This window comes from Mesorhizobium sp. WSM4828 (assembly GCF_055811175.1).
Window position 1 is genome coordinate 1 of sequence record NZ_JBVVQK010000062.1, and the last position, 15,109, is coordinate 15,109.

Annotated in this window: 13 protein-coding genes; 5 read left to right on the forward strand and 8 right to left on the reverse strand. The window is 60.6% G+C overall.

All coding sequences use genetic code 11. The features are described from left to right. Positions 1-138 precede the first annotated feature (138 nt). Positions 139-1,008 carry an SMP-30/gluconolactonase/LRE family protein gene (locus tag AC0L2X_RS31695; RefSeq protein WP_473601113.1) on the reverse strand — a complete coding sequence of 290 codons (870 nt, stop codon included), beginning with the start codon at positions 1,006-1,008 and terminating at the stop codon, positions 139-141. A 13-nt stretch (positions 1,009-1,021) separates the two neighbouring features. Further along, a complete protein-coding gene (iolD, locus tag AC0L2X_RS31700) occupies positions 1,022-2,896 on the reverse strand; it encodes a 3D-(3,5/4)-trihydroxycyclohexane-1,2-dione acylhydrolase (decyclizing) (RefSeq protein WP_473601114.1) in 1,875 nt (624 codons plus the stop codon). Between the two features lie 147 nt (positions 2,897-3,043). Here iolD and AC0L2X_RS31705 point away from each other — a divergent pair, with 147 nt between their 5' ends. Together AC0L2X_RS31705 and AC0L2X_RS31710 are read left to right on the forward strand one after the other, a co-directional pair. Then, the gene (locus tag AC0L2X_RS31705) at positions 3,044-3,784 is read left to right on the forward strand and encodes an SDR family NAD(P)-dependent oxidoreductase (RefSeq protein ID WP_473601115.1); all 741 of its coding nucleotides are present in this window, start codon (positions 3,044-3,046) and stop codon (positions 3,782-3,784) included. A 29-nt stretch (positions 3,785-3,813) separates the two neighbouring features. Continuing rightward, entirely contained in the window at positions 3,814-4,938 is a 1,125-nt protein-coding gene (locus AC0L2X_RS31710) for a Gfo/Idh/MocA family protein (RefSeq protein WP_473601116.1), read from the forward strand. Positions 4,939-5,015: 77 nt separating this feature from the next. Here the strand turns inward: AC0L2X_RS31710 and iolG are convergent, their stop codons facing one another. Genes iolG through AC0L2X_RS31735 form a run of 5 tightly spaced genes read right to left on the reverse strand, consistent with a single transcriptional unit; the run spans position 5,016 to position 10,693 of the window. Further along, on the reverse strand, positions 5,016-6,020 hold the full coding sequence (iolG, locus tag AC0L2X_RS31715) for an inositol 2-dehydrogenase (RefSeq protein WP_473601117.1): 1,005 nt from the start codon (positions 6,018-6,020) through the stop codon (positions 5,016-5,018). 23 nt (positions 6,021-6,043) lie between these two features. Next, on the reverse strand, positions 6,044-7,051 hold the full coding sequence (locus AC0L2X_RS31720; RefSeq protein WP_473601118.1) for an ABC transporter permease: 1,008 nt from the start codon (positions 7,049-7,051) through the stop codon (positions 6,044-6,046). Further along, on the reverse strand, positions 7,048-8,568 hold the full coding sequence (locus AC0L2X_RS31725) for a sugar ABC transporter ATP-binding protein (RefSeq protein WP_473601119.1): 1,521 nt from the start codon (positions 8,566-8,568) through the stop codon (positions 7,048-7,050). The genes AC0L2X_RS31720 and AC0L2X_RS31725 overlap by 4 nt, the downstream gene beginning before the upstream one ends. After that, a complete protein-coding gene (locus tag AC0L2X_RS31730; RefSeq protein WP_473601120.1) occupies positions 8,565-9,605 on the reverse strand; it encodes an ABC transporter permease in 1,041 nt (346 codons plus the stop codon). Before AC0L2X_RS31730 ends, AC0L2X_RS31725 begins: the two co-directional genes overlap by 4 nt. 17 nt (positions 9,606-9,622) lie before the next feature. Beyond that, positions 9,623-10,693, reverse strand: coding sequence for a sugar ABC transporter substrate-binding protein (locus AC0L2X_RS31735; RefSeq protein WP_473601121.1), 1,071 nt, complete (start codon positions 10,691-10,693; stop codon positions 9,623-9,625). 539 nt (positions 10,694-11,232) lie between these two features. On the opposite strand from AC0L2X_RS31735, the gene AC0L2X_RS31740 reads away from it, so the two are divergent. From AC0L2X_RS31740 to AC0L2X_RS31750, 3 genes are read left to right on the forward strand one after another with little or no spacing between them, the layout of a single operon-like run. Beyond that, positions 11,233-12,120, forward strand: a complete 888-nt coding sequence (locus AC0L2X_RS31740) for a TIM barrel protein (RefSeq protein WP_473601122.1) — start codon at positions 11,233-11,235, stop codon at positions 12,118-12,120. Positions 12,121-12,134: 14 nt separating this feature from the next. Beyond that, a complete protein-coding gene (hisD, locus tag AC0L2X_RS31745) occupies positions 12,135-13,442 on the forward strand; it encodes a histidinol dehydrogenase (protein ID WP_473601123.1) in 1,308 nt (435 codons plus the stop codon). After that, a complete protein-coding gene (locus AC0L2X_RS31750) occupies positions 13,439-14,224 on the forward strand; it encodes an SDR family NAD(P)-dependent oxidoreductase (RefSeq protein ID WP_473601124.1) in 786 nt (261 codons plus the stop codon). Before hisD ends, AC0L2X_RS31750 begins: the two co-directional genes overlap by 4 nt. A gap of 470 nt (positions 14,225-14,694) precedes the next feature. Here the strand turns inward: AC0L2X_RS31750 and AC0L2X_RS31755 are convergent, their stop codons facing one another. Beyond that, positions 14,695-15,066 carry an Ohr family peroxiredoxin gene (locus AC0L2X_RS31755; protein WP_473601125.1) on the reverse strand — a complete coding sequence of 124 codons (372 nt, stop codon included), beginning with the start codon at positions 15,064-15,066 and terminating at the stop codon, positions 14,695-14,697. Positions 15,067-15,109 lie beyond the last annotated feature (43 nt).

A 15,109-nucleotide genomic window follows, 5' to 3' on the forward strand; every position in this document is an offset into this window, starting at 1 on the left:
ACCGCCGGGCCTTGCTCGCGCAAAGATGCGATTCAGCTAACAAAATCAAACGCTTGTCGTTTGCGGACGGAAACTAGTCTAGCACCGGCTGCCACGATCGATCCCGATGCAGGCCGTCATCCGGAGCCGCGACCCGCTTCAAATCAGACTCACAGGTTCCTGCAGACCCCTTGCGTCAGTCCTGAAGAGGAACAGGTTGCCGGCCTCGGTCTGGGAGCGTCTCTGTTCCTCACCAAGCAGCCGCTTGGCGGTTGTCACCGCAAGGTAGTCGAGATCGGGCCCGCAGAATGCGCACGACGTCACCTGCGTTGCTGGCAATGCCAGTTCATGCAGACGACGCCCGTCCGGATCGTAGACAGCGATCCGCCCGCCGCCGAACTTGGCATTCCAGATGTTGCCGTCGCTGTCGGCAACGGCGCCGTCGGGGATCGATTCCAGTCCCGTATCGTCGACAAACATCTCCCGCCCTGCCAGCTCTCCGGTCTGCGGATCGAGATGATAACGCCAGATCACCTTCAGATGACTGTCGGTAAAAATCACCACGTGTCCGGGAAGGAAGACCAGCGCGTTGGGAACGTGAACTCCTGACAGCGTCCGGCTGATCTCGCCGGCTGGCGAGACGCGGTAAAGGCTGCCCTCCGGCCGGCGGCCGAGCGTTGACATGGACCCGATCCAGAAATTGCCCGCAGGATCGGCCTTACCTTCGTTCAGCCGGTTTGTCGGCATGCCCCCTTCAGGATGGAGAAGATATTGGTACTGCCCGGTGGCAGGACTGAAGCGGAAAAGGCCGGTCTGCGCCGCGACCAGGATTTCATCAGCGCCGAGCAGCGCCAGACCGCCGCCCAGCGCCGGCAGCGGCCAGGTGCGCATCGCACGAGACAGCCAGTCAAGCTCGAAAAGCGTGCAGCGCATGATATCCACCCAGTAGAGACGGTTCTGGCGGTGGTCCCACAACGGACACTCGCCAAGCTCCATCTGTACCGGCAGCACTTCGATCGGATGGGACATCGGTTCCCTCGCGTCAGACCAGTGTCTTCTGCTTCGCGCGACCTGTCTCGTAGCGCCTGCGCGCCTCGCGAACCCGTTCAAGGCCGGAAACTTCAGCGACACCGACCTCCCACCACAGGCCGGCCCCGATCGAACCGCCCCGTTTCTCGGCCTTCACCACGATCACGGCGGGACCGTCGACGTTCCTGGCCTGGGCGAGCGCTTCGGCAAGGCCGTCTGGATCGGAAGCGGAAAACACCGCGCAGCCCATCGATCGCGCGTTTGCCGCGTAGTCAACATCGAGATAGTCGCCGTCTGGCTGGCGCCCCTCGGCCGAGCGGCGGCGGAATTCGTTGCCGAAGTTGTCTGCGCCGGTGCTGGCCTGCTGAAGCGCCCTAATGCACTGGAATCCCCAATTCTCGATGACCACTGTGACCAGGCGGGCCCCCTCCTGTACCGCTGTCACCAGTTCGGTCGGCCCCATGAGATAGGTGCCGTCTCCGATGACAACGAACACGGTGCCCCTGTTTTCCCGTGCGATTGCAACACCCAACCCGGCCGGTATCTCATGACCCATGCACGAGAATCCGAATTCGATGAAGCATTCGCTACCGGCCGAATTATCCCAGGCCTTCATGATCTCGCCTGGTGGCGTGCCGGCGGCGGCAATAACCACATCACCCTTCACGGCCGCCTGGTTGACCAAGGCGATGATCGTTCCCTGCTTGAGAGGCGCTCCCTGCTCGTGCGAGATGGATGCGCGATAGTCTTCCAGCCATGTATCGACTGCGCCACGAACCTCGTTTCGAAAGCTGTGGGTGGTTGCAAAGCCCCTGCCCGCCAGCGCCTCGCCAAGCGCTACAAGGGCGAGTTTGGCATCAGCGACAACGGGCTCTGCACCGAGCTTGTAGGCATCCTGTGCGTTGACGTTGAGTGAGAGGTAGCGGGTCTCGCTGTTGAAATGCGAACGGGATGCCGTGGTAAAATCCGTGAGGCGCGTGCCTATTGCAATCACCAGATCGGCCTTTTCACCAACCCGCGCGGCCGCCCCTGTTCCCGTCGTGCCGCCACCGCCTAGAAGCAGCGATGTACCCTGTGAAACGCCCTTGCCGGCGAAGGTTTCCATGACAGGGATGCCGAAGCGGTTGCAGAAGGCTACAAGCTCGGCTTCGGCTGCGGCATACCGGACTCCTCCGCCGGCAATGATCAGAGGCCGGCTGGAGTGCGCGATCAGAGCCGCGGCACGTGCAATCTCGTCTGCATTCGGACTTGCCCGGCGAACACGCCATACGCGCCTGTCGAAGAAACCTGCCGGACAGGAAAACGCCTCGCCCTGGACATCCTGCGGAAGTGAAATGGTGACGGCGCCCGTGTTTGCCGGGTCGACAAGGATGCGCATGGCCTCCGGCAACGCCGTCAGCAGCTGTTCAGGGCGCGAGATCCGGTCGAAGAACCGGGACAGTGGCCTGAATGCATCGTTGACCGACAGATCAGCTTCAAGCGGATGTTCGAGAAGCTGAAGGACCGTCCCGGGCCTGCGGTGCGCGAAGATGTCAGAAGGCAGCAGCAGCACCGGAATCCGGTTGATCGTGGCCGTCGCCGCTCCCGTGAGCATGTTGGTTGAGCCCGGACCGATCGAGGCGGAGCAGGCAAGAGTGGCCCGCCTGTTTTTTGCCTTGGCATAGCCCATGGCGGCGTGAACCATCGATTGCTCGTTCTTCGCCTGGTAGAAGGGTAGATCGTCGCCATACTCCTCAAGCGCCTCACCCATGCCGGCGACGTTGCCATGTCCGAAGATCCCAAACATGCCGCCAATCAGGCGTTCCTGCAGTCCGTCATAGTCTGAATATTGCGACTTGAGGAAACGGACGACCGCCTGCGCAGCGGTGAGTGAGACTGTCTGAGCCATTTTTCTGTGTTCCTGAATCTTGACTAGCTATGCATTTTGGGTTCTGAGTGGGGCTGTACTGTCGTTCTGAGGAGCCAGATGATCGCTTCTAAGGCAAAAAACAATGCAAGAGAAGATGAAAATTGAAATGCTATGCAAACTGATCCCGTGAAACGCTTCGACGGCAAGGTCGTGATGGTCACCGGTGCATCGACGGGCATCGGGCTGGAGACAATACGCAGGATCCAGCGTGAAGGCGGCCAGGTGGCCGCCGCGCACAGGCGTGACCCATCATCGGTGGATGTGGACGGGGCTTTTTCGGTCTACCTCGACGTCACATCATCCGATGCGTGGGAGCAGGCCATCCACACAGTAGTCGAGCGGTTCGGCCATCTGGACGTTCTGGTGAACAACGCAGGGGCACGCGCAAGCGGAGGCGTCGAGGAGACGAGTCTCGAACTCTGGCATGAGATGATCGATACCAATCTGACGAGCGTTTTCCTTGGTTGCCGCGCAGCGGTTCCCCGGTTGAGAGCCGCAGGTGGTGGCGCCATCGTCAATGTCGGTTCGATCACCGGCATCCGCGGTACCGAGAACATGATCGCGTACAGCGCATCGAAGAGCGGGATAACCACGCTGACGGCGTCGCTGGCACTTGACCTGGCGCGTGACAGGATCCGCGTGAACGCCGTCTGTCCGGCGGCCATCGGCACGCGCATGGTGACGTCCTGGCTGGGAGCGGCGCAAGATCCAGATGCGGCGACCCAGGCGGTTGTGTCGAAACATCCTATCGGCCGGGTCGGCAGGCCCGAGGAAGTGGCCTCGGTCGTCGCCTTCCTCGCAAGCGACGACGCAAGCTTCATGACCGGCCTCGCCATTCCCGTCGATGGCGGGCGCTCCATCCGATGAACTTCACAGCAGCTCCAGGAGACCACCACGTGAAAAGCTTGAGATTCGGCATTGTAGGATCCGGCTATATGGCCAAGACCCACAGCCTGGCCCTGCGGAACATCGAAGGCTTCCTCTGGCCGAACATGCCGCGGATCGAGATGGTTCGCCTGGCCGACATCGATGCGCGTCTTGCGGAGGACAATGCACGCCGGTGGGGATGGGCAGAAGCAACGACAGACTGGAAGCAGATTACCCGCGCCGACGATATAGACGTCGTGGTCATCATTACGCCCAATGACAGCCATGAGGAGATCGCGAGCGACGCCTTTGCCAATGGAAAACATGTCTTCTGCGAAAAGCCGCTGGCCAGCTCGGCTGCCTCTGCAAAACGGATGGCAGAGGCTGCCAGTCGGTCTGGCAAGGTCAACATGGTGAATTTCGTCTACCGCTGCTGGCCGGCGGTGCAATTTGCCAGGAAGCTGGTGGAGAGCGGCGAACTCGGTGAATTGCGTCACTTCGAAGGACACTTCTTCCAGGACTATGCCAACGCCCCGGACCTGCCCTACGCTTGGCGGTTCGACAGCGCCCGGGCAGGCGCCGGCGCTGGCGGCGATCTCGGATCCCACATTTCCGATATTGCGGTGGCGCTGGTGGGTCCCATTGCCCGCGTTGCTGCATCCTCGCGAACGTATTTTCCGCTGCGGGCTGAAGGCGCGGCCATGCGGAATGTCACTGTCGACGACATGATGACCACACTGGTGGAATTCAAATCGGGGGCAACGGGGTCGATCCATTCATGCTGGGCCGCTACCGGGCACAAGAGCGACCTCGCCTTCACGCTGATCGGCTCCAAGGGAGCGCTGTCGTTCAGTTGGGAGCGCAACAATGAAATCCATCTCTATACCGAGGCGGAGCAAAAGGACCGAAGCGGCTTCCGTCGCATCATGATCGGCGGCATCCATCCCGAAGCGGAGCCATTCTGGTATGCGCAAGGGCAAGGTCTGGGCTATGGCGAAGCATTCGTGATCACAGCCCGACGTCTTATTGAGGCAATCCAGAAGAACGACACTTCAGCGTCGCCGAGTTTTGCCGAAGCGGCTCATATCAACGCGGTCATAGAAGCGACCGTGAAAGCGGCTGCAACGCGGCAGTGGCAGGAGGTGGAGGCATGACGGCCCTCGCCTCTCCTGGATGGTTCGGCGCGGCGCTTGCCAGGCAAAGTTGGTGGGTTCAGGGCAAAGTTGATGGGTCAGGATAGCCTTATAGCACGGCCCGACCTGATGGACTCTTCAGCTGCCCCGGCAATCTCGAGCGCTTTCAGACCATCTGCGGCGCCAGGCGACATGGCGCCTCCTTCCTCCAGGCGGTTTACGAAATAGTCGAGCTCCCGCCGATAGGCATCCGCGTAGCGTTCGAGAAAGAAGGGCTGCGGCTTGTCGGATGCCCCGCCGGCGGCATTCCAGGCAGTGACCGGGGTAGACAAAATATTGCCGAGCTGGAGCATACCGCCCGCTCCATGAATCTCGGCGCGCTGATCATAGCCATAGGCAGATCGCCAGGAATTGTTGATCGAAACGAGCGTCCCCGAAGGCATCGTCAGGGTAACCATGACGGTGTCGACATGTCCGGCCGCGGCGATCCGCGGATCCGTGCGCGCCGCACCGACGGCATAGACACTATCCGGTTCCTCGCCGGTCAGCCATCGCGCCATGTCAATGTCATGAATGGTGGTTTCGCGAAGGATGCCGCCTGAAGCCACGATGTAGTCGATCGGCGGCGGACCAGGATCGCGGCTGGTGAGCAGCACCAGTTCCGGAGCTCCTGCCTTGCCCTCGCGCATTCGCGAGGCCAGCGACGCGAAGCCCGGGTCGAAGCGTCGGTTGAACGCCAGCAGGAACGGCGTGCCGGCCGCCTCGACCGCGGCAACCAGCGAACGAACGGTTTCGAGATCACGCGCCAGTGGCTTCTCGCAGAAGACGGCCTTGCCGCGAGCTAACGCCTGGTCAATCAGTTCGGGGTGCGTAGAGGCGGCGCTGGCAATGACGATAGCGTCGACGGCAGGATCGTCGAACACGTCGGTTGCCGAGCGCACGCGCGACTGAAATGTTTCCGCGAGGGCGCGGGCGCCTTCGCTATTCGGATCAACGATTGCGGCGAGCACCGCACGAGGATGCGTGGCAATGTTGGCGGCGTGAATCGAGCCCATCCGTCCCGCGCCGAAAAGTGCCAGTTGCAGCCGCTTACGTCCTGGCATGTGTTCCCCTTCTTTCCGACGCTTTACTTGATGATGCCAATCTTCTCGCGATCGATCGTTATGGCGACTGCAATGACTATGACCACGCCGAAAACGATGTTCTGGTAGGCGGGATTAAGCCCGACGATGACAGTGCCGATGCGCACCAGTCCGGCGATGAGTCCACCAACCAGGGCGCAGCCAATACCCCCTATGCCTCCCGAAATGGCAGTGCCACCAACCACCACCCCGACGACCGCCGGAAGGAGGTAGTTGTTCGCCATTGCAGGCGAGCTGTATCCGGTCTGCCCGAGCAGGAGCAGGCCGGCGACAGATGCACAGATCGCTGAAATAGCGAAAGCCAGCACCTTTACGCGCAGGGTTTTGACGCCCGACAGGAGGGCCGCTCGTTCTGAAGCACCGACTGCAAAGATCTCGCGGCCGAGACGGGTAAACCGGAACAGCGCGCTGAGGATGGCGGCCGAAATGAGTACAACAATCACCCCGCTCGGCAATCCGGCCGTGCGGCTGCCGAAGAACGAGATGATGGCCGATGGTTGCGACAATGGGGCAGCCGTAGCGTTCGAGATGAAGTGGGTGATCCCGTAGAGCATCCCCAGCGATCCGAAGCTTACGACAAACGACGGAATCTGGGCCCGGTGGTGAACATAACCCTGTAGCGCGCCGACGAGGCCGGCAAGCCCGAGCACCGCGACAAAAGCGAATTCCCCCAGGGTCGGATTGAGTATGACGAAGGAGACCGCTGCAAACGAAGCCATGGTGGCGACAGACAGGTCGATACCGCCGAGCAGGATGACGACAGCACTGCCCATGACCAGCATGAGCAGCGGCGCGGCGTCTGTTGTAAGTCCGGCAAGTGCCCGCAGCGACAGGAGTTTGGGCTGGACCCACGCGATGGTGGAGAACAGTCCGGCAAGCGCGATCGCCGGAACAGCGATTGATCTGAGCTTGCGGGCAATTTCAATTCGCCTGATGGATGCGTTCTGTTCGCCAATCTGGCCAGCGCGAATTTCTGGGCTGTCTCCACTCATACCATTGCCTCGACAATTTGTTCGGGTCTTGGCTTGTGCAGGCAAAGGTCTTCAAATTTGGCCGACACTTCGCCATCACGCATGACGATCACGGTGTCCGCCATACCCAGCGTCTCCTCGAGAGTTTCCGAGACGAAGACAATCGCCAACCCCTGGCGGGCGAGTTCCCTCATGACCCCGAAGAGATCGGCCTTGGCGCCAGGATCAAGGCCACGCGTCGGGTGGTCGAGGATGAGCACCTGGAGACGATCCGACATCAGCCATTTGGCGAGAGAAACCTTCTGCTGGTTGCCCCCGCTCAACCGCTCGACATATTCGACGGGTGAAGGCGTCTTGACCTTGAGCCTGTTGATCCAGGAAAGCGCTTGCGCCGTTTCCTTTTTCCGGTTGATCAGGCCGATCCGTCCCATCTGGGGGCCAAAGGTGAGAACGATGTTCTCCAGGACGGTGCGTCCGACTATGACACCCTCGAGTTTCCGCTCGGCAGGGACATACCCAATTCCGGCGCGAATCGCTGCATCGGGCATTGCGGATAGACCCAGTTCTTGACCAGCGACCTTGACGCTGCCAACCACGCCGTCCTCGGCGCCGAAGATGGCACGACAGAAGGTTTCGGCACCCGAGCCTGCCACACCGGTGACGGCCACGATCTCGCCTGACCTGACCGAGAGGGATACGTCGCGAAACCTGCCTGGCGCCGTCAGGCCGCTGACCACCAGCCTCGGCTCGACCGCCTCGACTGGCCCGCGACCGCATTCCTGGTAGTAGTCGTCGGAGCGTCGGGAGCCGACCATCAGATGGTAAAGTTCCTCGTGGCTCGTGGTGTCCTGCGTTCTTTCCGCAACGTTTTCGCCATTGACCATGACGTGAACGCGGTCGGAGATTTCCAGGACCTCTTCCATCCGGTGCGAGACAAAAACGACCGACGCGCGCGTCCGCAGCCGCCTGATCTGGCGAAACAGATCGTCGACCTCCGATGGACTGAGCAGCGACGTTGGTTCGTCAAACAGGATGACAAGCGGCTGATCTATTAGTTCCTCGATAGCAAGCACCTTGGCGAACTCGACCATCTGCCGGTCGGGAAAGCTCAGCGTGTCGACCTTGATGTCAGGAGGAATATCTGACTCAAGCTTTGCGAGCTGTCTGGCGGCCTCCCGGTTGAGACCTCTCCAGTTGTAGATGCCGAAGCGGCGGTGCGATGAGGGCTTGTCGAAAAAGATATTCTCGGCAACCGTGAGATTGGGGATAAGCGACTGCTCCTGATGGACCAGCCCGATCCCCATGCTTGCAGCAGCCAGTGGCGACCGGACCACCGTATCAACGCCGCGCAGGCGGATCTTCCCGGTGGTCGGCTGCTCCATGCCTGAAAGGATCTTCAGAAGGGTCGACTTGCCGGACCCATTCTGGCCAATGAGACCAAGAACCTCGTTCTCGCGCAGCTCTACGCTCACATCGTGCAAGGCACGCACGCCCGGATAGGTCTTGCCAATGTTTGTTGCAGCGAGAACCGGGGTCATTTGACGATCCTCAGCCGGCCACGAAGGCTCCAGTTGCCGACCACCAGGGCCGCGACGATGGTGAGGCCCTCAGCCACATGGCGCAGATAGGGGTCGACCCCAAGCTGGATCATGCCGTTGCGCAGAACCTCGAGAATTAACACCCCGATGATTGAGTGGAGTACGCCGCCCGTGCCGCCACTGAGAAGCGTTCCACCAATCACGGCGGCACTGACTGCCGGGAACAGGAAGCCTTCACCGGCTGCGGGATTGCCGACTGCGAGCTGCGCGGAGATCATGACGCCGCCAACGCCTGACATGAGCCCCATAAGCACGAAGGCCAGGATCTTGTGAAAGCGGACGTGCTGTCCCGACTGCCTCGTGGCCTTCTCGTCGCGGCCGATGGCGTAGGACATTCGCCCGAACTGGGTATAGGTCTGGAGAAACCAGCCAAATACTGCAACCGCGAGCGCCAGAAAAACCAGGGCGGAAACGCCAAGGCTCTTGTCCAGTGCCAGACGCGTCAGCCGTTCATCAAGAATTTGCGGCTGCCTACCCGGAAAGAGCAAGGTGGCGATACCCAGCCCGACAAACCAGGTTGCGAGTGTGACGATCAGGGACGGCAGCCGCAGAAATGTGTAGACGAGACCATTGACCAAGCCAAACGCTGAGCCAAGACAGGCGCCCGCCACAATGGCCCACCAGCCCAGATCGAAACCTGTCACAGAGTTGGCGATGAGCAACGAGACCAGCATGCTCGATGCTGCCATTACGCCTTCGATCGACAGGTCGATGGAACCCTGGATCAGGATGAAGGAGAGGCCCACGACGAGGACAACCGGGATCGCGCTCGATTCAAGAACGACCTTCAGGTTGCTGGCTGATAGAAACTGCGCACTTGCCAGCGAGAAGACCAGGACGAGAACTGCAAGTGTGGCGACCGGGCCAAGTTCCTTGAGCGGAAATCGAAGCCTCGATGCGACCTTTGGCTGGCCCGCCAGCCTCCCCGCATCTTTGTGCGGGGAGGCTTCGATGGCCGCGTTTTGCGTGAGTGTCATGACCGACCAGTTCCAGCTTACTTGTTGGCACCGGCGGGGATCTGGCCGACCGAGGCCGCCCAGAAATTGGCCTTCACCTTGTCGTAGCTGTAGTCGGCTGCAACGTGCTTGCCGTTGAGGATCGATTCGACATTGTCTTTGTTGACCAGGGTTTGGGACAGGTAGAAATCGCGTTGCTCTTCTTTCAGTTTGGCAAGGTCGATGTCGCCGGTGATCGCGCCAACGGCCAGTGCTGTGGCCGTTGCGCCTTGGACATAGCCATCTATGTACATCGTCGAGAGCATCTCACCCGACTTGATAAGCTGCATGACATCGCTTGATCCGTCGGAACCGGTGACGAGAACCTTGCCGGCAAGGCCCTGTTCCCGTAGCGCCGCTACTGCGCCGAGAGCCATGCCGTCATTGGCAGAGAAGATACCCTTGAGGTCGCTCCCGTATTTGGTAAGCCAGGCTCGCGTGATGCTTTGGCCCTGGGTCTGATCCCAGTTTCCGACCTGGACATCGAGGAGTTTCAGCCCCGGGCATTCGGCCACCGCCTTTTCGAGCCCGGCGAGCCGCTGCTTGGCCGGCGGATTGTCCGGTATGCCCTGAAGGGCAGCGATGTTGCCCTTCCCGTTGAGCGCCTTGCACAGTTCCATGCCGTTCCGATAGCCGGAATCGACGCCGTCGAACGAGATGTTGGCGACCCAGGCGTCCGGCGCCGTATCCCACGGATGGATCTCGTCGGGGCGATTCCAGAGATTGACGATCTTGGCGCCGGCGTCTCGCGCCCGCTCTACAATCGCTTTTGTGAAGGCGTTGGACGCGGGGTCGACGGCGATCGCGCACCCCTCGCAGCCGGTCGCGAACACGGCCCCGAACTGCTCCAGCAGTTTCTGCCCGTTGAAGTCGCTGACGATAACATTAACGTCCTTGCCCCTCGATCCGGCGACTGCCTTTGCTCCCTCTATAAATGCTGCCCAGTACTCGCTGGACGCGCTCCCGACGCCGACATAGACGTTCCCAAGGTCTCCGGCGAACGAGGTAGATCCCGACAGCGACAGCACGCCTAAGCCGAGTGCAAGCTTTCTCATAAGATTCTTTAGCATGGCTTCCTCCCTGGTCATGAAAACCACCCGCCACGGACGGGCTGCCACCACCAAACGCCAATTTGCATAGCAATGCAACAAGAATCTTGCATTGCTATGCTTAGCAGCTGTGGTTTTCCTACCAGCGCATTGTAAATAAACGATATTTGGTCACAGACGTCTTCCCTGCTGGATTTAATCGCTGAATATCTGAGGCTTTTGGGTGCGCCTTTTCGGAATAAAGTACCCCATTGCGCTCCTGCATGGCTGAATGCATAGAGCCAATCGCCAGCGCTCTGGCCTGATGCCTTAATCGCCGAGTCGAGGCGCGGACCACCAGGGGCCAACCCACCTCAACGCAACGCATTGTTTTCATTGCGCTTATCCGTCTTAGCGATACCCACAAGGTAAAGTATGATCCGAACTCGCTCGGGAGCGAGCGCATCCAAGGAACTCCGTCGGCAAGCGAAAGGATTGCATTGCTATGCAAACCATGATTTATGGGCCCGCTCCGCTGAGATCGGGTCGACACAGGATGCATAGCCCAAGGGATATCCAGTATGCTCGTGAAACTTGCCAATGCCCCCGTGTCCTGGGGAGTCGACTACGCCGATGATCCAAAAAACCCGGCATGGCGGCGCGTGATGGATGAGATCTGCGCGGCCGGCTACGGTTACACCGAACTTGGTCCATACGGCTACTATCCGACAGATCCTGCGGTTCTGCGGCCTGAGTTTGATCGCCGCGGCCTTACGGTGATGGCGGGATTCGTGTTTCAGGATCTGCATAGCCCGGAGAAGGCTGAATCAGTACTCGACGTTGCAGAGCGCACGGTGCGACTGCTTGCGGCGGCCGGCGGAAAGTACCTTGTCACTATCGACCACATCTCGCCAGAACGGATGAATACGGCCGGGCGACGTGACCTCGCTCAGCCAATCGGTGCGCAGCGCCTCGACCATCTTGTCGGGCTGATCGATAGCATCGCCGACCTCGCGCTCGCACACGGGGTCATGCCTGTCATTCACCAGCATGCCGGCTGCTACATCGAATTCGAGGACGAAATCGAGACCGTCCTGGACAGGCTGGACCCGAGCAGGGTCGGTATCTGCATAGATACCGGCCACATGGCATATGCGGGCATCGATCCTGTCGCCTTTTACCGCCGGCATGCGCGTCGCGTACGCTACTTCCACTTCAAGGACATCGATCCGGTTGTCCACAAACGCGTACTTGCAGATCACATTCCGTTTCTCACCGCGATCGAGCAGAAGATTTTCTGCCCGCTGGGCAAGGGCGTTGTCGACTGGGCCGGACTGGCAACCGCATTGCGTGAAACCGGTTATGACGGGGCCGCGACAGTGGAACAGGATATTGATCCGACTATTTCGCTCAATCCCGCGGACGATGCGCGGGCCAGTCTCGCCTATCTTCGCTCCGTCGGCTTCTGAAACGAGGTGCTGCAATGATCCGTGTCCTGAAGGAAGGCCGTTCATCGGTTCAGAAAGTCAATGACCATGCCTCCGTCAAGGCGGCGGTAGAATCCGTGCTGGCGGCCATCGAGCAACGCGGCGACGACGCCGTACGCCACTACTCAGAAACGTTCGACAAATGGGCACCCGAGAGTTTCCGCTTGTCGCAGGCTGAGATCGACGAATGCATCGCCGCCGTGGCACCACGCGACCTCGATGACATCCGTTTCGCACAGGCTCAGATCCGGCGCTTCGCGCAGATCCAGAAAGATGCGCTTCGTGACGTCGAGGTCGAGACCCTTCCTGGTGTAGTACTGGGACACAAGAACATTCCGATGAGTTCGGTCGGCTGCTATGTGCCCGGCGGCAAGTACCCGCTGGTGGCTTCTGCCCATATGAGTGTCATCACAGCGAAGGTCGCGGGCGTGAAGCGCGTCGTGGCAATGACCCCGCCCTTCCATGGCAAACCCGCACCTGCAGTGATCGCTGCAATGGCCCTTGCCGGAGCCGACGAAATTTACGTGATCGGTGGCATTCAGGCGATCGGCGCGATGGCGATCGGCACAGACACGATTAGTCCGGTCGACTTCCTGGTCGGGCCGGGCAATGCGTATGTGGCCGAAGCAAAGCGTCAACTGTTCGGACGCGTGGGCATCGATTTGCTCGCCGGGCCAACAGAGACATTGGTAATTGCCGATGAGACGGTTGATGCGGAGCTCTGTGCCACGGACCTTCTTGGTCAGGCCGAGCACGGCTCCAATTCGCCGGCGATCCTGCTCACCAGTTCCGAACGTCTGGCACAAGACACTGTCACCGAGGTCGAGCGGCTCCTCGAAGTCCTCCCAACCGCGACGATCGCCCGCCAGGCCTGGGCCGACTACGGTCAGGTCATCGTCTGCGACACCGAAGTGGAGATGGTGGCGGAAGCCGACCGGATTGCGTCCGAACACGTCCAGGTGATGACCCGCGATCCCGAGTACTTCCTCGCCAACATGACGAACTATGGGGCGCTCTTCCTCGGACCGCGGACCAATGTTGCCTATGGCGACAAGGTCATCGGCACCAACCACACTTTGCCGACTCTCGGCAACGCCCGTTTCACCGGCGGCTTGTGGGTCGGCAAATTCATGAAGACATGCACCTACCAGCGCGTCCTGACCGATGAAGCCTCGGCCATGATCGGCGAATACTGCTCGCGACTGTGTGTGCTTGAAGGTTTCTTCGGCCATGCCGAGCAGGCCAACATCCGCGTGCGGCGCTACGGCGGCAGAAACGTGCCTTACGCGCAAGCCGCCGAATGATGGTTGACGCCGCCCCCATACGCTTGCCGGCAACACCGTCATTCCGTCTCGACGGACGGCGGGCGCTGGTGACTGGCGCCGGGCGGGGCATTGGGGCAGCACTGGCTTCCGCTCTTGCGGAGGCAGGTGCCGAAGTCGTTCTTGCGGCCCGCAGCACCAAGGAGATCGAGGACGTTGCGACAGCTATCAGGGCGCGCGGCGACCGGGCCGCTCCACTGACCCTTGACGTGACCGACGTCGCCGGGGTGCGCGAAATCCTGGCGGCCCAGCCTGCCTTCCACATTCTTGTCAGCAATGCCGGCACCAACCGGCCCAAACCGATCGCCGAGGTGACGGAGGACGACTACCACGCGGTACTCGATCTCAATCTGAAGGCCTCGTTCTTCGTCAGTCAGACCGTTACGATGCGTATGGCCGGCGACGGGATCCGCGGATCGGTCATTTTCATATCGTCACAGATGGGTCATGTCGGCGCGCCTGACCGGACACTTTATTGTGCCTCAAAACATGGGGTCGAGGGTCTGACGAAGGCGATGGCCATGGAACTCGGTCCGAGGGGCATCCGTGTCAACACCATCGCACCCACGTTCATTGAAACCCCCATGACGCGACCGTTTCTGCACGACCCCAGGTTTGCGCAAGCCGTGCTTGCCAAGATCAGACTCGGCCGCTTGGCACGTGTCGAGGATCTGATGGGCGCTGTGGTGTATCTCGCCTCCGATGCCTCGGCGATGGTGACTGGAACATCCCTGATGGTTGACGGCGGATGGACCGCAGGCTGAATTCGTATTTCGCTGCCTCGTCGGTCCCGGCGAGCCGGAGTGGATTCAAACGCCCTAACTGCCGAATGCCATTGATGTAACAAGTGGTGGGGGTGATCGGGCTCAAACCGACACTCCTTTCGGAACTGGATTTTGAATCCAGCGCGTCTGCCAATTCCACCACACCCGCGTGCGACCACTAGGTCCATTCGCGGTGTTTGCGAGACTCCGCGACTCCTAGATGGCGCCTGAGCCCGCGTATGTGCCACAACGTATTCCATGAAGTCTAGAGCGATTTCCCAGCGAAATTCGTGTGTTTCACTCGCTCAGGAGCAGAACGATCGAATTTGCGCTTTGGCACCGAATCCTGGTTCGATCCTCGTTCGAGAGCGCCTTGCCAGTGTGAGAGCGTGAAGCGGATAGCGCCTACGGGTTCTACACGATGGGAGTTGGGTCTCTCCATTCAGGCGGGTAGACCCAACCGATCCCGTTCAAATGAGGTTGGTCGCAACGCTGATGTTGCCGTGCGTCGCCTTGGAATATGGGCAAATGCTGTGCGCTGCAGCGAGCAGCTCGCGCGCAACCGCAGGGTCGACGCCCGGTACGCTGACATTGAGGCGAGCCCGCAGGAAGTAGGAGCCGGCATCTGAGTTCAGATCGATCTCGGCATCGACTGCGGTACCCGCCGGAAGCTTGATGTTTCTCTGGGAGGAGGCGACCTCGAGCGCTCCCATGTAGCAGGCCGACCAAGCAGCACCGAACAGGTTTTCGGCAGCCGGGTGCGGCTGCTTTAGCTTGATGTCCAACTGGCCGTCGCTGCTGCGTGCTCCGGCGTCGCTGCAGCGCGGGCTTGGCGAGCGCAACGCTTCGCTTCCCGAAACCGAGCAGATTCACGTGCGGATCGGC